Annotated in this window: 20 protein-coding genes, 1 pseudogene and 1 riboswitch; of the genes and pseudogenes, 16 read left to right on the top strand and 5 right to left on the bottom strand. The window is 38.5% G+C overall.

The window, feature by feature from the left end; all coding sequences use genetic code 11:
* The first annotated feature begins 35 nt into the window (after positions 1 to 35).
* Complete coding sequence (gene cobA, locus BUB87_RS06070; protein ID WP_073342842.1) at positions 36 to 1,529, top strand: uroporphyrinogen-III C-methyltransferase; 1,494 nt, start codon at positions 36 to 38, stop codon at positions 1,527 to 1,529.
* A 125-nt stretch (positions 1,530 to 1,654) separates the two neighbouring features.
* On the top strand, positions 1,655 to 2,830 hold the full coding sequence (locus tag BUB87_RS06065; RefSeq protein ID WP_073342840.1) for a carbohydrate kinase family protein: 1,176 nt from the start codon (positions 1,655 to 1,657) through the stop codon (positions 2,828 to 2,830).
* On the opposite strand, the gene BUB87_RS06060 is transcribed toward BUB87_RS06065, so the two are convergent.
* The 4 genes from BUB87_RS06060 to BUB87_RS06045 are packed head-to-tail and all read right to left on the bottom strand — an operon-like array spanning position 2,813 to position 5,435.
* On the bottom strand, positions 2,813 to 3,634 hold the full coding sequence (locus tag BUB87_RS06060; RefSeq protein WP_073342838.1) for an energy-coupling factor ABC transporter ATP-binding protein: 822 nt from the start codon (positions 3,632 to 3,634) through the stop codon (positions 2,813 to 2,815). The two genes, BUB87_RS06065 and BUB87_RS06060, sit on opposite strands and share 18 nt — an antisense overlap.
* The gene (gene cbiQ / locus BUB87_RS06055; RefSeq protein WP_073342836.1) at positions 3,631 to 4,407 is read right to left on the bottom strand and encodes a cobalt ECF transporter T component CbiQ; all 777 of its coding nucleotides are present in this window, start codon (positions 4,405 to 4,407) and stop codon (positions 3,631 to 3,633) included. Before cbiQ ends, BUB87_RS06060 begins: the two co-directional genes overlap by 4 nt.
* The gene (locus BUB87_RS06050; RefSeq protein ID WP_073342834.1) at positions 4,394 to 4,702 is read right to left on the bottom strand and encodes an energy-coupling factor ABC transporter substrate-binding protein; all 309 of its coding nucleotides are present in this window, start codon (positions 4,700 to 4,702) and stop codon (positions 4,394 to 4,396) included. The genes cbiQ and BUB87_RS06050 overlap by 14 nt, the downstream gene beginning before the upstream one ends.
* 22 nt (positions 4,703 to 4,724) lie before the next feature.
* Positions 4,725 to 5,435: an energy-coupling factor ABC transporter permease gene (locus BUB87_RS06045; RefSeq protein ID WP_327021789.1), complete on the bottom strand. Its 711-nt coding sequence runs from the start codon at positions 5,433 to 5,435 to the stop codon at positions 4,725 to 4,727.
* A 183-nt stretch (positions 5,436 to 5,618) separates the two neighbouring features.
* Positions 5,619 to 5,804, bottom strand: a riboswitch (cobalamin riboswitch).
* A gap of 276 nt (positions 5,805 to 6,080) precedes the next feature.
* On the opposite strand from BUB87_RS06045, the gene hemB reads away from it, so the two are divergent.
* The 14 genes from hemB (at position 6,081) to BUB87_RS05975 (ending at position 19,990) form a co-directional block, all read left to right on the top strand.
* Positions 6,081 to 7,055 (top strand): porphobilinogen synthase, encoded by a 975-nt coding sequence (gene hemB, locus BUB87_RS06040; RefSeq protein WP_073342829.1) that lies wholly within the window; start codon positions 6,081 to 6,083, stop codon positions 7,053 to 7,055.
* Positions 7,037 to 7,606, top strand: coding sequence for a precorrin-2 dehydrogenase/sirohydrochlorin ferrochelatase family protein (locus BUB87_RS06035; protein WP_073342826.1), 570 nt, complete (start codon positions 7,037 to 7,039; stop codon positions 7,604 to 7,606). The genes hemB and BUB87_RS06035 overlap by 19 nt, the downstream gene beginning before the upstream one ends.
* 4 nt (positions 7,607 to 7,610) lie before the next feature.
* Positions 7,611 to 8,909: a glutamate-1-semialdehyde 2,1-aminomutase gene (hemL, locus tag BUB87_RS06030; protein ID WP_073342824.1), complete on the top strand. Its 1,299-nt coding sequence runs from the start codon at positions 7,611 to 7,613 to the stop codon at positions 8,907 to 8,909.
* Between the two features lie 91 nt (positions 8,910 to 9,000).
* Positions 9,001 to 9,702: a polysaccharide deacetylase family protein gene (locus tag BUB87_RS06025; protein WP_073342821.1), complete on the top strand. Its 702-nt coding sequence runs from the start codon at positions 9,001 to 9,003 to the stop codon at positions 9,700 to 9,702.
* A 3-nt stretch (positions 9,703 to 9,705) separates the two neighbouring features.
* A complete protein-coding gene (locus tag BUB87_RS06020) occupies positions 9,706 to 10,251 on the top strand; it encodes a YkoP family protein (protein WP_073342819.1) in 546 nt (181 codons plus the stop codon).
* A 5-nt stretch (positions 10,252 to 10,256) separates the two neighbouring features.
* Positions 10,257 to 11,279, top strand: a complete 1,023-nt coding sequence (locus BUB87_RS06015) for a lysylphosphatidylglycerol synthase transmembrane domain-containing protein (RefSeq protein ID WP_073342817.1) — start codon at positions 10,257 to 10,259, stop codon at positions 11,277 to 11,279.
* 10 nt (positions 11,280 to 11,289) lie between these two features.
* Complete coding sequence (locus tag BUB87_RS06010) at positions 11,290 to 13,164, top strand: penicillin-binding transpeptidase domain-containing protein (RefSeq protein ID WP_073342814.1); 1,875 nt, start codon at positions 11,290 to 11,292, stop codon at positions 13,162 to 13,164.
* 132 nt (positions 13,165 to 13,296) lie between these two features.
* Positions 13,297 to 14,112 carry a ThuA domain-containing protein gene (locus tag BUB87_RS06005; protein WP_234945972.1) on the top strand — a complete coding sequence of 272 codons (816 nt, stop codon included), beginning with the start codon at positions 13,297 to 13,299 and terminating at the stop codon, positions 14,110 to 14,112.
* An 84-nt stretch (positions 14,113 to 14,196) separates the two neighbouring features.
* Positions 14,197 to 15,693 (top strand): GH35 family beta-galactosidase, encoded by a 1,497-nt coding sequence (locus BUB87_RS06000; RefSeq protein ID WP_073342811.1) that lies wholly within the window; start codon positions 14,197 to 14,199, stop codon positions 15,691 to 15,693.
* A gap of 90 nt (positions 15,694 to 15,783) precedes the next feature.
* A complete protein-coding gene (locus tag BUB87_RS05995) occupies positions 15,784 to 17,046 on the top strand; it encodes an AraC family transcriptional regulator (RefSeq protein ID WP_073342809.1) in 1,263 nt (420 codons plus the stop codon).
* A gap of 107 nt (positions 17,047 to 17,153) precedes the next feature.
* The gene (locus BUB87_RS05990; protein WP_073342807.1) at positions 17,154 to 18,038 is read left to right on the top strand and encodes a sugar phosphate isomerase/epimerase family protein; all 885 of its coding nucleotides are present in this window, start codon (positions 17,154 to 17,156) and stop codon (positions 18,036 to 18,038) included.
* 52 nt (positions 18,039 to 18,090) lie between these two features.
* Positions 18,091 to 19,188: a Gfo/Idh/MocA family protein gene (locus BUB87_RS05985; protein WP_073342805.1), complete on the top strand. Its 1,098-nt coding sequence runs from the start codon at positions 18,091 to 18,093 to the stop codon at positions 19,186 to 19,188.
* 202 nt (positions 19,189 to 19,390) lie between these two features.
* Positions 19,391 to 19,678 (top strand): RNA polymerase sigma factor, encoded by a 288-nt coding sequence (locus BUB87_RS05980; protein ID WP_073342802.1) that lies wholly within the window; start codon positions 19,391 to 19,393, stop codon positions 19,676 to 19,678.
* Between the two features lie 81 nt (positions 19,679 to 19,759).
* On the top strand, positions 19,760 to 19,990 hold the full coding sequence (locus BUB87_RS05975) for a sigma factor-like helix-turn-helix DNA-binding protein (RefSeq protein WP_073342799.1): 231 nt from the start codon (positions 19,760 to 19,762) through the stop codon (positions 19,988 to 19,990).
* Between the two features lie 140 nt (positions 19,991 to 20,130).
* Here BUB87_RS05975 and BUB87_RS14110 read toward each other — a convergent pair.
* A pseudogene (locus BUB87_RS14110) lies at positions 20,131 to 20,299 on the bottom strand (IS110 family transposase); the annotation flags it as partial.

Below are 20,299 nucleotides of genomic sequence, written 5' to 3'. Positions count from 1 at the left end.
ATTGTTTTTAACTCGAGAGAAGAAAGAGGGAGAACATGGGTAAGGTATTTTTGGTAGGGATGGGTCCCGGTGACCCCGATTTGATAACCAAGAAAGCCGAGAGGGTTATAAAAAACGCGGATGTGCTGGTATACGACAGGCTTATAAATTCGGAAATCCTGTCATTGGCGAAGGCGGGGGCAGAGCTGATCGACGTTGGCAAATTACCTGAACATCACAAGGTACCACAAGATGAAATAAACAGGATACTGATAGAAAAGGCTAAGAATTATGAGATAGTGGCAAGGTTAAAAGGAGGAGATCCTTTTGTCTTTGGAAGGGGCGGCGAAGAGGCTCTATTTTTGCACCAGCATGGAATACCCTTTGAGGTGGTACCGGGTGTGACCTCTGCAGTGGCTGTACCGGCATATGCGGGCATACCTGTCACCCATAGGGATTTAAGCTCATCGCTGCACATCATAACAGGTCACGAGAGAGCCGGGAAAGAGAAAAGCGCTTTAGATTTTAAGGCACTGGCAGCTCTTGAGGGAACGCTGGTGTTCCTCATGGGGATAAAGAATATAGAGTACATAACCGGTGAGTTGATAAAAAATGGTAAGAGTGAAGATACCCCTGCTGCGGTGATATCCAATGGTACCATGCCGGATCAGGTAACGGTAATAGGTACGTTAAAGGATATATCTCAAAAGGTCAAAGAATCAGGCATAAGTAATCCTGCTGTAATCGTGATAGGCGATGTGGTGAGATTGAGAGGAAAGATTGACTGGTATAGACCCAGTAATGGTAAAAGAATACTGCTGACCAGGACTTTCGAGCAGTCGGTTGAATTGATGGATAAGCTGAAAGATTGCGGTTATCAAGTGATTTCATGTCCAACCATAAAGGTCGTGCCTGTCTACGATGCCGTAGGAAATTTTATAGCCAGTATAGATAAATACGATTACATGGTCTTTTCCAGCGTAAATTCAGTTAAAATTTTTAGAGAGGCCATATCCCTATATGGTTTTGATATAAGAAAGCTGAATGGTAAAAAGATCGCTGCTGTAGGCAAATCTACTGCTGACAGACTAAAGGGAATCAACATTTACGCTGATATCGTCCCTCAGGAATTTACATCTGATGCGCTGGCTGGTATGATGAAAGGAGAGATATTCGGTAAATACATTGCTGTATTTACGTCAGATATAGGTGGAGAAAAGCTCATAGAAAAATTGGAGCAATATGGAGGTTATGTGGATAAAATAGCGTTGTACAACAACGTTCCCAACTATGAGGTAAGAAGCCGTCTGATAGAGGAACTTAAGAGAGGAGTTGACATAGTGGTGTTTACCAGTCCTTCTACGTTTGAGTATTTCGCAAAAATAGCCGGTGAATATACCAGTTTGATAAATGACGTCCATATAGTGGCCATAGGTCCGGTAACACGAAGAGCTATTGAGGAATCAGGATATAGGGTTGATATAGTGCCCGAAAGCCACGATACAGAAGGCATAATTGACGCTATTAATTCATATTATGGGGAAAAATAATTTAAAAAATTATATGAAAGAGAAGTTCCAGAAAGAGAATTTATATCAAAAATATTTTTTGGTAAAACAGATCTTAAGAGAAATCAGCAGTTGTGAATACGATATTATAGGAGGGGGAGAAACTGATGGAAAATTCCAGAAAAATAGTGGTAGCGGGGCACATATGCCTTGATATAATACCGCGCTGGGTAAAAGGTAATTTATTTGATCTTGTTCCGGGACATTTGTTGGAGATGGATGGTATAAGTTTATCAACAGGAGGGGTTGTATCCAACACAGGGATTGACTTAAAAAAGCTTGGGTTTGACGTTTTACTGTTAGGAAAAGTAGGTGATGATTACTTCGGTAAGATTGTGCTGGATATATTAAGACGTGAAGGTGAAGAAATTGTTGAGGGCATGATTATAAGCCCGGGGGAAACGACTTCCTATTCTATAGTTTTAAATCCACCGGGTACGGATAGAATTTTCCTTCATTGTCCTGGTGCGAATAATACATTTTCGGATGGAGATATACCCTATGAAAAATTAAAAGACGCCTTTATATTCCATTTTGGATACCCACCTCTTATGCGGCAGTTTTTTATTGACGATGGGGTACATTTAAAAAATATGTTTGAAAAAGTAAAAGAGATGGGGGTTATTACAAGCCTTGACATGGCGATGCCAGATCCCAATACAGATGCGGGTAAAACCGATTGGATAAAAGTGCTGGAAAATGTACTTCCGTATGTAGATATTTTCTTACCCAGTATTGATGAATTGTTGTATATGATTGATAGGGAAAATTTCGAGAAACTGAATAAAGCTACAGCAAAGGAAGAAGTTATAACAGGTGATTTGTTGAGCAATTTGTCCGATAAATTGCTGGACATGGGGAGCAAGATTAACGTAATCAAATTGGGAAATCAGGGACTTTACCTCAGGACGTCAGATAAAGAGGCCTTTAAAGCAACTGCTTTAGATAAAGCCATAGATGTTTCCCTCTGGAGCAATAAAGAGCTTATGGCTCCGTGTTTTGATGCGCCGGTAATAGGTACTACTGGGTCGGGGGATGCAACTATTGCTGGTTTTCTTGCGGCTATAACTCAGGGAACATCGCCAGAGATGGCGATAAAGATTGCCATAGGGGTTGGCTCCTTTAGTGTGGGGTCTATTGATGCTACAGGAGGAATAAGGCCATTATCTGAGGTCCTTCACAGGATAAGAGAAGGTTGGGCGTGTATGCCTCTCAACATTTCTCATGAGGGATGGATTCATAAAGACTTTTACGGCGATATATTTTTAAAGGATTTTTCTTAATTCCTCCATATTGCGTGGGGGATGCTGATGCTTTATGATACCCCTATCTACGAGCAAGCTGTATATTTCCACTAGCATGGGCTTCTTAAGTTTAGCTATCTGTAAAAGCTTTGAGTCGCAAAATACTTTGTCGGGGGTACCGCTGCTTACGATTTCTCCTTCTTTCATGATGTAGATATAGTCTGCCCATGAATAAGCCAGTTCTACATCATGTGTAGATACGATTATCGTTTTACCTTTAATGGATAATGCATTGAATATGTCTATTATTCCTTCAATATGGTAAGGATCCAGGTAAGCGGTGGGTTCATCAAAGATTATAATTTCAGGGTCCATTGCCAGAACGTCGGCAATGGAAACCCTTTTTTTCTGCCCGTAACTTAGAAAATGGGTAGGCTTGTCTTTTAATAGATAAGTATCGGTGGATTTAAGTGAATCCTCTACCCGTTGCTTTACTTCAGGTATAGGAAGATTAAGATTCATGGGACCGAAAGAGACCTCCTGCTCTACACTGGCTGCAAATAATTGAATATCAGGGTTCTGAAATACGATGCCCACTTTTTTTCGCAGTTGGATCAATGATTTGCGATCATATCTTACTTCCTCACCATTATAAAAGAGTTTGCCTTTTTTGGGTTTCAGGATACCATTTAAGTGTAAAAATAGAGTGGATTTCCCCGCGCCATTGGCACCCAGCACAGCGATCTTTTTGCCCTTTTCCACTGCTATTGACACACCTTTTAAGGCCTTAGTACCATCAGGGTATTCGTATTCCACGTCTTGTAACTGAAGTATATACTTCATGATGTATAACCTCCTGTCCATAGAACTAGAGCGATAAGCGTAAACACTGTAAATGCGATAAACGCTATATTTGTATAAGAAATCTTGTAGCTGTTCTCTAAGAGCCTTATATCGCCATTATAACATCGGGATTCCATGGCAATATATAGCTGTTCAGCATTGGTATATGATTTTATAAACAAAACAGAAATCAGATAGGCGAGGGAGTTTAGTGCTGTTTTAAAAGAAATATAGCCCAGCCGTGAATCCTGAGATATATATATTTGTTCTGCCGTCTCTATCAATACAAATAAAAATCTGTATATAAGCTCCATCAAGTCTAGTAAGAGGGAAGGAACCTTCATTTTTTTAAGTACTGACATAAATTCGGGCATAGGTGTTGTAAGCGAGATAAAGTATAGGCACGATACAATGCTAAGGGATCTGGAGAATAACAGAATTCCTGTAGCAACGCCCTTTTTACTCAATCCTATATAGATATGGGCAATTCTCATATATATTATAAACACATCTGGTTTATTGCTTGTACCAAATAAAATGGTTATGATGCCCATAAAAAGGAATGTCAAAGGTAAGCTCATCAATTTAAGATAAAAACGCAGGGGTATACCGGCTCTCAAGATAGAGATGGATGCAATTATGATAATTATTGCTATATTTATGTATATATTTGGGATAAAGCTCAGCAGCATCATGGCAAAAGCGAAGAATATCTTTTCACCGGGGTGCACGTGGCGAAGTCTATTGATATACGCATATCTATCTATGGGCACTTTTTTTATCCTCTTTTCTTCCTTTTGTAAGACCTATATAATATCCTATAAACCCGGCTCCCACTGCTGCCTGTAGAGAGAATAATAGGCTTTCTATTTCTGAGCTGGGAGGTTCCCAGATAGGCTTGAACCAGGGTTTATAGGTTTTGTCAATGGAAGTTATCATTTGTTCGGCTTTATCATCAGATCCTGTGAATTTTGCGTTGTTTAGCGTGATAAGTGGGAAAACAGCGATACCGATTACCAGCAATACTAGCGATAGATTTTTTATGAAAAATTTTCTAGAAGACTTCATTTTTTAATTCCCCCTATACAACTTATTCATCTTTTGAAATTATAGATAGTTCTATTAATTCATTTTTGCTATATGAGGTGAGCAGATTTAATACTAAAACGGTCAATAACCCTTCACTTATGGCTAATGGCACCTGGGTTATGGCAAATATACCCATGAATTTTATGAGGGATTCTATTACTCCTCCCGTAGGGGACGGAAAGGCAACAGCCAGCTGAAATGAAGTAGTGACATATGTCATGAGATCACCCACCGATGCGGACAAGAATACTGCAAGCCATTGCGGTCCACCTATTTTTTTAATGCCTCTGTACAGGAGATAGGATGTTATTGGTCCTACTACAGCCATAGAGAAGGTATTGGCGCCTAGCGTAGTGATGCCGCCGTGAGCCAACAGAAGTGCCTGAAAGAATAAGACTATAAGTCCTAGAACGCTCATCGCTGTAGGGCCAAACAATATTGCGCCAAGGCCTACACCTGTAGGATGAGAGCAACTTCCAGTGACAGAGGGTAATTTTAGTGCTGATAGTACAAAAGTAAATGCGCCAGAAAAAGCTAGAAGCAATTTTAGTTTTGGGTCTGTATTTACAATTTTCTTTATGGATATCAAACCAAATATAACAAAAGGCAGTGCTGCTATGCCCCATATTAAGCACCACTTAAGTGGCAAAAAACCTTCCATAATGTGCATTGCATAAGCTATATTAGGAAATATTATCATTGCTAATATCATAATGAGTAAATTCCTTTTCTTCAATTTCTTATACCTCCCGTTTTTTAAAAACATTGAGGAACCTAAATAACACCTAATAAAAAAGAACCCTCTGCCTACGTGGCATAAGGGTTCCCCTTAAAATGTACACACAATTCTACCCTGTACATTTTAACAACCACACCCCCTATCGACCGTAGAGTTAACGGTGTATTCATATAGGCAGGTCTCCTGACTTAAGTTCATCGCCATCTTATACCTTCCCGGTTACCCAGTGGTATTATTCATAAGAGGCTCCCTATCACAGTGGCGGGACCGTGTAGGATTTTCACCCAGCTTCCCTATTAAGTTTAATCCTGAGGATTAAACACCTATATGTATCAATTATTTACTTTTATTTCATGATACACTACTTTTTAAATTATTACAACACAAAAAATTTCGTAATTTGAATACTACAAAATTATTTGAATACAAAAATAGGTTGCTGGAGAAAAAATTCACTTGCCGATGCCATTGAATTTTTTCGGAAGTAACTTGTTTGTAAATATTGTAAATTACGGATTTAAGTTATAATATGAGATGATAGAATTTATATCTTATGAGTGGTATAATCGAAATGAAAGCTGGCGTTTATAACGAAATCATAAAAAAGGGTGATATGCTGTGCAGATAGATAAAAGGCCAAGGAGATTGAGATATAACTCTCATATAAGAGATATGGTAAGGGAGACAGATATAACTGTTAATGCCCTTATGTATCCTGTTTTTGTTGTACATGGGAAAGGTATAAAACAGGAAATCAATGCTATGCCCGGAATATACCGTTTTTCTATTGATATGTTGCTTGAGGAATTAAAGGAGGTTGTATCACTTAATATACCATCTATTATGGTATTTGGCATACCGGATCATAAAGACGAAATGGCCAGTGAAGCTTATGATAAAAACGGTATTGTACAGCAAGCTATAAAGGCTATTAAAGATAGGTATCCGGAACTGGTGGTTACCACTGATGTATGCCTATGTGAATATACTGCTAATGGTCACTGTGGACTGGTCAATAATGGAATGATAGTCAACGATCCTTCTGTGGAACTCATTGCCAGAACTGCTTTATCCCATGTGGAGGCAGGAGCGGATATGGTAGCCCCTTCTGACATGATGGATGGTAGGGTAGGTGCTATCAGGAGGTTACTGGATAAAAGCGGCTATGATCATATACCTATCATGGCATATAGTGCCAAATATGCTTCGGCTTATTACGGTCCATTCAGGGAAGCTGCTGATTCTGCTCCTAAATTTGGGGATAGGCGGTCGTATCAGATGGATCCGGCTAATGCAAGGGAAGCGTTGAGAGAAATAGCTCTGGATATTGAAGAAGGAGCAGATATCATTATGGTAAAACCTGCTTTAGCATATCTCGATGTAATAGCAAAAGCCAGAGCTACTTTTAATTATCCTGTAGCAGCTTATAATGTCAGCGGTGAGTATTCTATGATAAAAGCTGCGGGAATGAATGGATGGATTGACGAGAAGGCTGTGGTTATGGAAACAATGACTGCAATTCGCAGGGCTGGTGCTGATATAATAATAACGTATTTTGCAAAGGATGTGGCTAGATGGCTTATTACCCGATAATGCTGGATCTCTCAAACAAAAAATGTCTTATAGTGGGAGGAGGCAGCGTTGCTGAACGCAAAGCCAATGACCTTTTAAAAGCAGAGGCTTGTGTCACTATAATAAGCCCGAAGGTGACTGAAGGCATAGAAAACCTGTACAGGGAAAGACGTGTGGATTTAAAATTAAGAGAATATCAACAGGGAGATCTGGAGGGTTATTTTCTTGTTATCGCTGCTACTGATGTTCCAGAAGTTAACGAAGAGATATATGCGGAAGCTTGTGATAGAGGTATTTTGATAAATACGGTAGACCAAAAAGAGAGGTCTATGTTTATATCTCCGGCGGTACTGAGAAAAGGCGATCTTATAATTGCCATATCGACTTCTGGAAAGAGCCCTTTGTTGGCCAGAAAAATAAAGCAGTTTCTCGACGATGTGATATCAGATGACATAGTTAATATAGTATATAAGTTAGGGGATATAAGAGATGATGCAAAAGCTCGCTTTGATAATATTGAGGATAGGATCAGGTATTACGAAGATGTGATAAAAAAGTACATAAGGGAGTGATATTATGAATAGATCGATTTCCCATGCGTTGTTTGAAAGGGCAAAAAAGGTTATGCCTGGCGGTGTAAACAGCCCTGTCAGAGCTTTTAAATCGGTTGGGATGAATCCTCCGTTTATCGCCAGGGGATATGGGAGCCATATATGGGACGTAGATGGCAATGAATACATAGATTATGTCAATTCATGGGGACCGCTTATATTGGGACATGCTCATCCAGCTGTCGTTGATGCTATAAAAAGGCAGCTTGAGCTAGGGACTAGTTATGGCGCTGCTACGGAGATTGAGGTAAAAATGGCTGAACTGGTATGTGAATTGGTTTCATCTGTGGAAATCATAAGGATGGTAAATTCAGGGACAGAAGCCACCATGAGCGCTATAAGGCTGGCAAGGGGTTATACAGGCAGAAACAAGATAGTAAAGTTTGCAGGCTGCTATCATGGCCATTCTGATAGCTTGCTTATAAGGGCTGGATCTGGAGCCACTACTTTTGGTGTTCCGGACAGCAAAGGCGTACCAGGGGATATGGCAAAAGATACATTGATTTGCAAGTACAATGATGTAGCCATGCTGAAAGATATCTTTGAAAAATATGGTAGTGAAATAGCTGGCGTGATAGTCGAGCCTGTAGCCGGCAATATGGGGACGGTTTTACCTCATATGGATTTTTTAAGAGCTCTCAGGGATTTGACAGGTAAATATGGAGCATTGCTTATATTTGATGAGGTCATGACGGGTTTTAGGGTTTCGCTTAATTGTGCTCAGGGATTATATGGTATCAAACCCGATCTCACTACATTTGGCAAGATAATTGGTGGAGGTTTACCTGTAGGAGCTTACGGAGGACGGGAGGAAATCATGAGATATATTTCACCTGATGGACCTGTATATCAGGCTGGGACATTATCAGGAAATCCTCTGGCGATGGCTGCAGGTTATGCTACATTGACTTTATTAAAGGACAATCCTGAAATTTACCATGAATTAGCAAACAAAGCTGAATACCTAAAAAAGAATTTTTGCGAGATAGCTAAAGAGAATGATATAGACATTAAAATTAACAATGTGGGATCAATGATGACTGTTTTCTTTAACGATGTAGATGTGGTAGATTATGAAACGGCGTTAAAATCCAGGACCGATATGTATGCTGCGTATTTTAAGGAGATGTTAGAGCAAGGTATATATATGCCTCCGTCTCAATTTGAAACTTTCTTTATCAGTACAGAGCATAGCTATGAAGACCTGGATAAAACTATTGAAGCTTTTAAATTGGCAATGGAAACATTGAGGCGTTATATATAGCTTCAGCGGCCCGGAAAGGTTAAATGCTTGATAAATAGCTTGACGTTCATATAAAATATACATAAAACAAACGGGGATGAGGGGAGTTTAGGTGCTACTGGAACTTATAAATTATCTTTTGATCCTGACAGTTTTGAATGTTTTGATACCCACTTTTTTTGCTAGACTTCTTCATTATAACGTCCTTTGGAAGGGAAAGGCTGAAGGCAGGTACGTAGTGCTGACGTTTGATGATGGTCCGGATCCTATTTATACCGAAAAAGTACTGGATATTCTTGATAAATACAATGTCAAAGCGTGCTTTTTTATGGTAGGTGAGAAGGTTTTAAAATATCCAGACGTGGCAAAACAGGTGGTAAAAAGAGGCCACGAGATAGGTATTCACGCTTTTCGACATAATTTGAGGTTTATTATTAATCCTTTGGTTACGAGAAAAGAATTGCTTAAAGCTTTTGATGCCGTGAAGCGGGTAACAGGTGTGTCTCCTGAGTATGCCAGGCCGCCTTGGGGCTGTTTGAATCCTTTTTTTTACAGAGAATCCAGGAGACTGAATTATAAAGTGGTTTTGTGGTCATTTATGAGCTGGGACTGGGGAAGGACGACGGCAGATTATATAACAAAAAGAGTTTTATCCAGGGTAAAAGATGGTTCTATACTTATATTTCACGATAGTGGTGATTCACCAGGCGCTTATAATGGCGCACCGGCGATGATGATAGAGGCTTTGGAAGTGATTATAAAACAGTTAAAAAATGAAGGTTATAGTATAAAGCCCCTTGGTGAGGTGTGTTGATTTGTGAAAAATGTATTTTTATGGTTATGGATGAAATGGGAAAAGTTATATGAAAGAATTGCGGGCATAGTATATATTAGCGACGAAAATATATTTAGAATTGCTTTAAAAAGGTATCACGGTAAAAATATTGAATTATCAGATGGGACATTATTGAAAAAAGGAGACGAATATATTGAGTTGCATTTAAATAATAAATTGGCTACCAGTGTATTAAAGGATATGAGTCCTTTGTCGATGCTGAAATGGGTTAAGTCGAGTTTATATGGATTGGCACAATTTGTAAAAAACGAACCCTATGTGAGAGCAGATGTGATGATGGGTTTGACTATTTTTGGTATAAAAGGTATAGAACGTTTTGGTTTTGAGATTGTAGAACTAAATAAGGTTGAGAGTTTCTTGGTATCAATATATGAAGGCTTTTTATATGCGATTTTCCATGGCAAGACAAAAGCGTTATATAGCAAAAATCAGGCGAAAAAGTTTAAAGCCAGAAGAATTCTCATGTCGCGTAAAGTATTGCTCGAATTATATGGAGATGCGAGGTAGAATAAATGAGCTATTTGAATAAAAAGAATTATATTTATATTTTATTGACAATTTTTATAAGTTTTTTTACGCTTTATATCATTTTTAAAATAACAAATGAAAATAGCTTGGTTTATTTAAAAAGACTTGATGCTAAGTATATATCTATAATTATGGCTGTAATTTTTTCTAGTTTATTTATTGATACGATACGTGTATCTGAACTTTTAAATGCCATGGGAGAAGATCTTCCGTTCTGGTATTTGATTAAATTTAACCTTTCAATGTTTTTTATTACGGCGGTAACACCTTTTGGTTCAGGCTCATTGCCTCTGGCTATATATCTTTTTAATAAAAAGAAAATCGCACCCAACAAAGGGCTTATGATTTTTACTTCCAAGCTGTTATTTTCAGGGATATTTTTTGGCACAATACCTCCCATATTGTTGATTTTTTTCCGAAAGCAAATTCAAATGAACGGCTATATTTTATACTTTGGCTTATTGGCCAGCTGCATATCTACTTTTTTACTTATAGTTATGATATATATTATACTTAAGCCTGAGATGGTTATTGCTGTAATAAGGTGGTTTAACAGCTTAAATTTATCTAAAAAATATAATTTAGATAGGTATTGTCAGATTGCAATAGATGAGACTATAGAATATAACAAACGGTTTAAAGAACTTTTTTCGGTTGGTAATAACTTCAGGCTATTGTCAGGGCAATTGGTGTATTCCGTTGTATATTGGATACTTTTTTACAGTATAGCACCTATTATTTTGATAGCGCTGAAAATACATTTTAACTGGTTTGCTGTTGTAGCAAGACAATTTATTTTTTACGATGTGCTTTCTTATAATTTTATTCCCAGCGGCGCTGGAATTATGGAGGTGGGTTTTACGGCCATTTTTTCTCACGAAGTTCCTAAGGCGATGTTAGGTATATTTATTGGCATATGGAGATTTTTCACTTATCATGTATATTTGCTGATATCCTCTATTGGCTTTTCTTTGACACTTAGAGAGTACAGCAGTCAAAAGGTATAGGGTGATGCATATGCTAAATAAAAAGCGGATATTATGGTTATTAACTCTTATATTTATAGGTGTGGTAGCAATAACTGTTCGCCTGGGTGTTATACAGATTGCCGAAGGACCCCGTTACAAGGCTATGGCTACTGCTCAGAATACTTTAGATGCTTCTATTATGCCCGTAAGAGGTGAAATAAAGGATAGAAATGGAAATCCTCTGGCTGTTAATGTTAGTACTGGAGATATATATGCCGAATTAAATGTAATAAATGATAGAAAAATGGGTAAGAATTATCCAGAAATTTTTGCAGAGAAGCTCTCTAATATATTAGGCGTTAAAAAAGATGATATTTTAAAGCAAATAACACAAAAGGATGCCGTGGAAGTTCTCATTAGGAGAAAAGTTCCGGAGGATATTATAAAAAAGATAAAACAAGCAAATTTAGAGGGTGTCAGAATAGTAGATAGCATGGGAAGAAATTATCCCTATGATAATTTTCTCTCTCAGGTATTAGGTTTTACCGGGATAGATAATCAAGGTTTAAATGGCATTGAAGCGATGTTTGATAAATACCTGTATGGCATACCGGGGAGAATTATCACACAGGTAGATGCTGCTGGCAGAATACTTGATAATGGTACGCAGAAATATTATGAAGCTACAAAGGGCGACGATGTAATATTGACTATTGATGAAGTTATTCAACATTTTGCTGAAGAAGCTGTACAGAAAGCTTATGTTGATAATAACCCTGAAAATGTCATAGCTATAGTGGTGGACCCGAAGACGGGGGAGATATTAGCTTTAGCCAGCAGGCCTGACTATAATCCCAATAGACCTTTTGATACATCACAGAAATTGTGGAATTCCCCGGCCGTTACGTTGAACTATGAACCGGGATCGGTATTTAAGACTATAACGGCTTCTATTGCATTGGATACAGCCACAGTTGGATTAAGCGATAGTTTTTACTGCAATGGGTATCTTAATGTAGCGGGCAGAAGGATAAATTGTTGGAAACCTCATGGGCAGGAAACTTTTGTGCAGGGTGTGCAGAATTCATGTAATGTAGTATTCATGGAAGTAGGTGAAAGGCTTGGACGGGCTACTTTATATAAATACATATATGCCTTTGGGTTTGGACAGCCTACGGGGGTTCAATTACCTGGTGAAGAGGCGGGGATTATTATTCCAGAAAATAAAGTGGGCCCTGTGGAACTGGCCACTATATCCTTTGGCCAGGGTATTTCTGTTACACCTATGCAGATGATTTACGGTTTTTCAGCGGTTATAAACGGAGGTAATCTGATGAAACCTCTTATAGTAAGGAAAATTGTGTCCAGCGATGGAAAGGTTGCTAAGGAGTATAAACCACAGATTGTAAGACAGGTAATATCCAAGCGTACTTCTGATGTCATGAGGGAAATTTTAGAGAGTGTGGTTTCAGAAGGTACTGGAAAGAATGCATTTATACCTGGCTATAGAGTGGGCGGGAAAACTGGAACAACCCAGGGGTACTCAAAAGGCCATTATGTGGCTTCATTTGCCGGATTTGCTCCTGTTGATGATCCCAAAATAGCTGTTCTGGTTGTCATAGATCAACCAAAAGGCGAGGGACATATGGGAGGAGAAATAGCTGCGCCGGTAGCTAGAGATATTATATATAATTCTTTGAGGTATTTAGGTGTCAAACCGGTATATAAAAACGACAGTGCAGGCAATATCGAGCTGATAATGCCGGATCTGATCAATTTAACATATAAAGATGCTGTATCCAGGATTTCAAAGTTGAATTTAAAATATCAAGTGATAGGTAAAGGTGATACAGTTGCAGCTCAGGTTCCCGACCCGGGTACTAAGGTCAATCAGAGCGAAACAGTTACGCTTATATTGAAGTAAGGGGAATTAGGTTCCATTTTAATTCTCCTTTTTTATTTTTTAATTTATTCACATTTTAAATTGCGCTTTTAATTTATTTATTTATATTATATAATTAAATTAAAATAAATTAAAAAGAAGAGGGGAGATAACATGAGTATTAAAGTTACTGTTTGGAACGAGAATTTAGATGAGGAGTACTTTGAAGAGCTTATGAAATCGAGGCCTGCGAATTGGAGACAATTACCTCCTGAAGTAGAAGCACAGTTCAGGGAAAGATTAAGAAAGATGTTTGAAGAGATAAGAAGTGTTTATCCTGAGGGTATTCATGGAGCATTAAAAAGACATCTGGAGGAAGAAGAAGACTTTGAGGTTAGAACAGCTACCTTGAGAGAACCAGAACACGGTCTTACAGAAGAAGTCTTAAACAATACCGACGTTCTGATCTGGTGGGGACATATGGCACACGACAAAGTTAGTGATGAAGTGGTAGATCGGATACAAAAAAGAGTTTTGTCTGGCATGGGACTTATTGTATTACATTCCGGGCATGAATCTAAAATCTTCAAACGTCTTATGGGAACAACCTGTTCTTTAAAATGGAGAGAAGCAGGAGAAAAGGAAAGACTTTGGGTTGTATCACCAAATCATCCGATTGTAGAGGGTGTTGGAGAATATATAGAATTGGAGCATGAAGAGATGTATGGAGAATTTTTTGACATTCCAGATCCAGATGAACTTGTATTTATAAGCTGGTATAAAGGTGGAGAAGTATTCAGAAGCGGATGTTGCTGGACGAGAGGCTATGGAAAAGTGTTCTATTTTAGCCCTGGGCATGAAACCTATCCAAATCTTCATAATGAAAAGGTTTTAAGAGTAATTAAGAATGCTATTCGTTGGGCAAGACCAAAGGCAAACAGGACGAATTTAACGAGTCAAAATGTAAATCCTCTTGAAAGATTGGATTAAATGCGATTGCAATAAAAATATTAAGGACAATAATGATTGATAAGCACGCCATTGCCTCAAAGAGATTGGAAGAGAGGGTTAACAATGAAACAGTTACCGTTTATCAGAAAAGAAAAAGGGATACATACTCTGTACGTAGATGGTGAACCCTATATAGTTTTAGGTGGTGAGGTTCACAATTCTAGTTCATCCAGCTTAGAGTATATGAAAGAAAAAGTATGGCCAAATTTGAGAGGCTTGAATCTCAATACAGTCCTGGTACCTGTGTTCTGGGAGCTTATAGAACCTGTTGAAGACAGCTTTGATTTTAAGCTGGTGGACGGGATTATAGAACAGGCCCGGGAGGAAAATGTACGCCTTATATTATTATGGTTTGGATTATGGAAAAATGGCGCATCAACCTATGTTCCCGGATGGGTAAAGAAAGACTATAAGAAATATTTCAGGGCACGTTATCCAGACAATGAGGCATCGGATACTATTTCACCCTTATGTGATGCGGCGGTAAAGGCAGACGCCAAGGCTTTTAGAAGGCTTATGAGACATCTTAGAGAGATTGATGGTGACAGGAATACTGTTATCATGATCCAGGTTGAAAATGAAATAGGTTTTCTGGGAAGTGAAAGAGATTTTTCGGATTTTGCAAATGCAGAGTTTGAAAAGCCTGTTCCTCCTGAGGTAGCAGTATCTTTTGGTAAAAGTGGCAATTGGAGTAAAGTGTTTGGCAGAGATGCCGCGGAATATTTCATGGCTTATCATTATGCCAAGGCAGTAGAAAAAATTGCAAAAGCTGGAACGGAAGAATATCCATTACCCATGTATGTAAATGCATGGCTTGAGCAATTTCCAGAGAGACCAGGTTCATATCCCAGTGGAGGCCCCATAGCAAAGGTTATGAAGATGTGGAAGATTGCAGCACCTACAATATACCTTTGTGCACCTGATATATATCTGCCAAGCTTCGCAGACATATGTGAAGAGTATACTACTAACGATAACCCCCTGTTTATTCCAGAAGCGAGAAGAGATGCTACTTCAGCTGCAAATGTATTTTATGCAATTGGCAAGCATAATGCACTAGGTTTTTCTCCGTTTGGAATTGAGGACCTTTTTGCACCTCCTTCAGCTGATAGTGATAGTACCTCTAATAATGAGACAGGGTTATATCTAGCTCAAAGTTATAAATTGCTAGGAAGCATGATGAATATTATACACAAATACAGAGGAACCGATAAAATGACAGGTTTCTTACAAAACAACAATAATGGCTGTATTATACCTCTTTCGGAGTATGACTTGAAATTAACGTATCTGCAACCGGAAGAGGGCAAGCCAATATCTGGAGGAATTGTTATAGAGGTTTCAGAAAATGAGTTTATTTTGGCCGGAATGGGTTTTACTGCGGAATTTCTTCCCAAACGTGGCGAAAAAGCTAAGGTCGGGTATATAAGAATTGAGGAGGGAACCTTTGAGAACAACAATTGGATAAGGAGAAGAGTTCTTAATGGTGACGAGGCTATGAGGATTTCAGTGGGGAGATATCCTGGTGCAATTCGTGTTGAAATGTATAAATATGAATAAAACAGGACAAGAGATGATAGGTAAAGTGGCAGATCCCTATGGCTGGCATAATATGATGCGAAGAAATTCAGCGAGGAGGAATGGTATTAGATGAAAAAAGTGCCAGAATATTATGATTTACTGCCAGGATACAGTTTTAATTTTTTGGTCAGTCTGGATTATATAAACAATCGTTTTCCAATGCATAGGCATAATTTCTTTGAGATTTACGTCGTTATTTCTGGACATGGAAAAGAAGTTATCAATGGAAAAGAATATTATCTACAAAGGGGTTCTTTGACATTCCTCCTTCCCTGGCACATCCACGAAATATTTGCAGACCCTGAAGAACCGTTAAGGTTGATCCGGTGCAACTTCGGCATGGAAGTGGTCATGGAAGACATCAACTCTCATGGTGGAATGGCAGAAATTGTATACAAGCATGTATATTCGGATCCTAGTATTCAGTTGCCACCGGATATAGCTGAACAGGTTATCACGATTTTTGAAGGCCTCCTGGAGGAATTTCGAGGCGATAAACCTTGGAAAGAGATACTGATAAAAGCAAAAATTATAGAGGTTTTAGTATATTTCAATCGGTTTAGAAATAAAGGCTCAAATCCCGAACTGCCTGAGGAATACAGGATTGTTGAAAACAGCGATATATCAAATTTGCTTCCCTATATTCATTTTCACTGTAATCAGGATATTACACTGAGTGATTTGGCAGAAAAATTTCATTGCAGCGAGACGAAGTTAAATGAGTATTTGTATTCTCATACCGGTTTAAGCTTTACAGATTATTTGAATGAAGTGCGTATAAGGTTAGCCTGTGCTCTGTTGTCCAATCCAGAACTTAAAATATCTGAGATTTCAAAAATAGTTGGATACAAATCCATGAAGACGTTTTATCGAGCTTTTAAAAGTTTAAAAGGATTTTCACCAGAAGAATTCAGGCAGTACTATTTTACAGAAGAGGGAAGAAAAGAACCTTTTCCGTTTCCGTCTCCTTTGATGTGGAAAATCATCCACTACATTCAGCTCCATTATAGCGAAGACCTTACTCTTTCAGATGTAGCAAAAAAGTTCCATTACAGTGAATCTTCTCTAAGTGAGCTTTGCAAGCGTCAAACTGGTCAGAGCTTTATCGATATGCTCCATGAAATACGTGTTTTTCATGCCTGTTCGTTATTGTTATCAACAGATATGTCAGTAACAGATATTGGATTTGAGGTTGGGTTTAATTCCAGTGAGACTTTTTTCCGTGTTTTTAAAAAGTTAAAAGGGGTTTCTCCTGAAAAGTATCGGCAAAAAGCTAAAATTTTTACTGAAAAAATCAATACAAATAAATATAATTGTCTAAGTCAGGCATAAAAAATGAAAAAATGACATATTTTCTTTTAAAACTGATTTTATAATATAAATTAAGACACAATGATCATCTATCTGTTTCTATTAAAGGTAAGAGGGGGTAATTTTGGATGAAATTATGTATTTCAAGTTGGAGTTTGAGAAGCGAATTTGGGACAGACGGAATTGATATGATTGAATTTATTCGCTTGGCAAAGGAGGAGTTTGGCGCAGATGCTATAGAGTTATTGCCCATGCACATTAGTCCACCCACGACTCCCAAGCCCAAGGGATCATTTGGAGGTGGTGAGTGGGAAAAGATGTCAGAAGAAGAGCGACAAGCGATGTTTAAAAGAATGATGGAACATGTGCGTAAAATATACAAAACGAGACCTACAAACCTGGAAGAGGTCAAAGCTGCACTGGATAAATATGGTGTAAAGGTTATGAATATGCCCCTTGATTACGGTGATATTTCCAATCCTGATGATGAAACAAGAAAAGAAGACATTGAGATATTGAAAATGTGGATTGATATAGCCGCATTTTTGGGTAGTAAAAGCGTTAGAGTTAATACAGGTTTTAGATCAAGCGAAAAGGATTTAAATACTATTGTTTCTTCTTACAAAGAACTGGCAGAATACGGTGCAACCAAAGGTGTTGCGGTGGCCATGGAAAACCATGGTGGTGTATCAGCAGATCCAAAGAATATTGTAAAAATTTTTGAGATGGTTAATCATCCCAATTTCAGAATATGTCCTGATTTTGGCAATTTTGATGATGATATCAGGTACGAGGCGCTGGACATGATATTTGATCTCAATCCTATCCTGGTCCACGCAAAAACTTACGATTTTGATGAGCAGGGTAATCAAACACGCTTTGATTTTGGCAGATGTATAGAGATTGCCAAGAAACATGGCTATGATGGATATTATTCTGTGGAATTTGAAGGACAGGGAGACCAATTTGAAGGAGTAAGAAAAACTATTGCGTTGCTTAGAAAGTATCTTTAATGCTATTAAATCCATCCCATGAAAGATATTTAAAAGAGAGGAGTACGATGTTATGAAAAATGGAAAATTGCAAATAGGAATTATAGGATGTGGAGGCATTGCAAACGGTAAACATATGCCTGCGTTGGCTAAATTGAAAGACATGGCTGAAATGGTAGCCTTTTGTGATATTATTGAAGAAAGGGCTATTGCTGCGGCGCAAAAATATGGAACGCCTGACGCAAAGGTATATGTGGACTACAAAGAGTTGCTTAAGGATGATTCCATTGATGTTGTCCATGTGCTTACTCCCAATGTATCTCACTGCCCTATTACTGTAGATGCATTTGACGCAGGTAAGCATGTGATGTGCGAGAAGCCTATGGCAGCTTCTGCAGCGGATGCCAAGAAAATGCTGGATGCAGCGAAACGCTCTGGCAAAAAATTTACTATTGGATATCAAAACCGTTTTAGAGACGAAATCCAGACATTGTATAGGGCATGCAGACAAGGAGCACTTGGAGAGATTTACTTTGCTAAAGCTCACGCCGTTCGTAGGCGTGGCGTCCCTACATGGGGTGTATTTACTGATAAAGAAAAACAGGGTGGAGGACCACTTATTGATATAGGAACTCATGCCCTCGATTTGACTCTATGGCTTATGGACAATTATAAGCCCAAGTCTGTCACAGGTTCTGTGTTCTATAAGTTGAAGGACAAGCCAGAAGGCAACATGATGGGTCCGTGGGATCCAGCTAAATTTGATGTAGAGGATTCTGCCTTTGGGTTTATCAAGATGGAAAATGGTGCGACTATCTTCCTTGAAGCTGCCTGGGCGCTTAACACGACTGATGTGAGAGAAGCTGCTACTACGCTGTGTGGTACCGAGGGCGGTGCTGAGATAAAGGCTGGTGCATTTGGACGGCCGGAGTTGGTTTTCAACAGTGTCAAATATGGCAAACTTTTCGAAGAAAGGCCTCAATCTGCACCACCAATAGCTTACTTTGGGCCGAATGCAGAAACAGAGGGGGACAGGGAAGCAAGGCAATGGCTGCAAGCGATTATAAACGATACTGAGCCATTGGTTAAACCAGAACAGGCTTTTGTGGTGACTCAGATTCTTGAAGCTATTTATATTTCTGCTCAGACCGGAAAGACAGTAGAGTTTTAATAACATATAAATATCAAAGTAAAAGCTGTCTGAGGCCAGAGAAATTGGACTCAGGCAGCTTTTTTGTAATCTTTTTTTCTAACCAAAAACGGTTTTATGTAATCTATATATGTGAAACACTCGTTAGGTTGGCAATTCTGAACCTGGTATAAATTTAAAAAAGAAAGGGGGTGTAAGAACTCTTATGAGTTAAGCAAGAGGTATGGTAGATGAAAATATAATAAATATAGTAAGGGAAGCGATGCAAGGAAGCCCTGAAGCTTTTAGCAAACTGGTAGAAGTTTTTACGCCTATGTTACGGTCTATTGCCAGGTGTTATTTAAACGAGTATTTTGACATAGAAGATGTCCTGCAAGATGTTTGGATAAAGATATACACTAATTTAGATACCCTTAGGGAACCGGAAAAATTCAAGAGCTGGATCGCTAAAATAATGAGGTATCATTGTATCAAGGCATGTAAAACACAGCGGGCGATTCATGGTAGGTAGCTAGTTTTAGATATAGAAGAGAGGCACGATCTTATAGAACTTTATACCAGCGGCGACGAAATAGCCTTTGATCTAGAGAAAATGGAATTAAAGGATATAATCGAGGATATCTTAAGCAAAATTCCAGAAATGTACGCTGTACCGCTTAAGCTTTATTATATAGAGAATATGAGCGTAAAAGAGATTGGCCATGTACTAGCTTTAAATGACAGTACTGTAAAATGGAGGCTTTATCAGGGACGAAGTTTATTTCGAAAGCTGGCAGGAGAACAGCTGTTGAGTGGATATATTAGAATAAGACAAGCGGTGTAATGTCAAGTAGTATTTTTTGGAACCTTGAAAAATAAAGGCCTCAAAAACTCTAAAAAAGGCAACACTTAATAAACCCACCATATATTGGATAATAATGGAAGGAAACTTAGCTGATATTCAGTTAAATGTATTTACTAAATCTATCCATTACCTCCCGGTTGGTAGATTTGGCCTTTGCTCAGCAAGGCAAAGACCAGTCTTACAAGCTTACGTGCCGTTAAGACGAGGGCTCTCTTATGCTGGTGTTTGGTAACCTCATTGTACTTCTTGCAGTAAAAATCAGCATACTCTTTTGCGTGTATCCTTACG

Origin of the sequence: Caldanaerobius fijiensis DSM 17918 (assembly GCF_900129075.1) — a bacterium.
Classification (GTDB): Bacteria; Bacillota; Thermoanaerobacteria; order Thermoanaerobacterales; family Caldanaerobiaceae; genus Caldanaerobius; species Caldanaerobius fijiensis.
Note: the sequence above shows the minus strand (reverse complement) of the source record. Positions and strands in the feature narration are given on the sequence as shown.

Bases quoted from the DNA above. Each gene is read 5' to 3' on its own strand.
- BUB87_RS05990 (WP_073342807.1), top strand. From the start codon at position 17,154: ATGAAATTATGTATTTCAAGTTGGAGTTTGAGAAGCGAATTTGGGACA.
- hemL (WP_073342824.1), top strand. From the start codon at position 7,611: ATGAATAGATCGATTTCCCATGCGTTGTTTGAAAGGGCAAAAAAGGTT.
- BUB87_RS06010 (WP_073342814.1), top strand. From the start codon at position 11,290: ATGCTAAATAAAAAGCGGATATTATGGTTATTAACTCTTATATTTATA.
- cobA (WP_073342842.1), top strand. From the start codon at position 36: ATGGGTAAGGTATTTTTGGTAGGGATGGGTCCCGGTGACCCCGATTTG.
- BUB87_RS06015 (WP_073342817.1), top strand. From the start codon at position 10,257: ATGAGCTATTTGAATAAAAAGAATTATATTTATATTTTATTGACAATT.
- BUB87_RS06035 (WP_073342826.1), top strand. From the start codon at position 7,037: ATGGCTTATTACCCGATAATGCTGGATCTCTCAAACAAAAAATGTCTT.
- BUB87_RS05975 (WP_073342799.1), top strand. From the start codon at position 19,760: ATGGAATTAAAGGATATAATCGAGGATATCTTAAGCAAAATTCCAGAA.
- BUB87_RS06045 (WP_327021789.1), bottom strand. From the start codon at position 5,435: ATGATATTAGCAATGATAATATTTCCTAATATAGCTTATGCAATGCAC.
- BUB87_RS06000 (WP_073342811.1), top strand. From the start codon at position 14,197: ATGAAACAGTTACCGTTTATCAGAAAAGAAAAAGGGATACATACTCTG.
- BUB87_RS06050 (WP_073342834.1), bottom strand. From the start codon at position 4,702: ATGAAGTCTTCTAGAAAATTTTTCATAAAAAATCTATCGCTAGTATTG.
- BUB87_RS05980 (WP_073342802.1), top strand. From the start codon at position 19,391: ATGGTAGATGAAAATATAATAAATATAGTAAGGGAAGCGATGCAAGGA.
- BUB87_RS06065 (WP_073342840.1), top strand. From the start codon at position 1,655: ATGGAAAATTCCAGAAAAATAGTGGTAGCGGGGCACATATGCCTTGAT.
- BUB87_RS06005 (WP_234945972.1), top strand. From the start codon at position 13,297: ATGAGTATTAAAGTTACTGTTTGGAACGAGAATTTAGATGAGGAGTAC.
- BUB87_RS06060 (WP_073342838.1), bottom strand. From the start codon at position 3,634: ATGAAGTATATACTTCAGTTACAAGACGTGGAATACGAATACCCTGAT.
- BUB87_RS05985 (WP_073342805.1), top strand. From the start codon at position 18,091: ATGAAAAATGGAAAATTGCAAATAGGAATTATAGGATGTGGAGGCATT.
- BUB87_RS05995 (WP_073342809.1), top strand. From the start codon at position 15,784: ATGAAAAAAGTGCCAGAATATTATGATTTACTGCCAGGATACAGTTTT.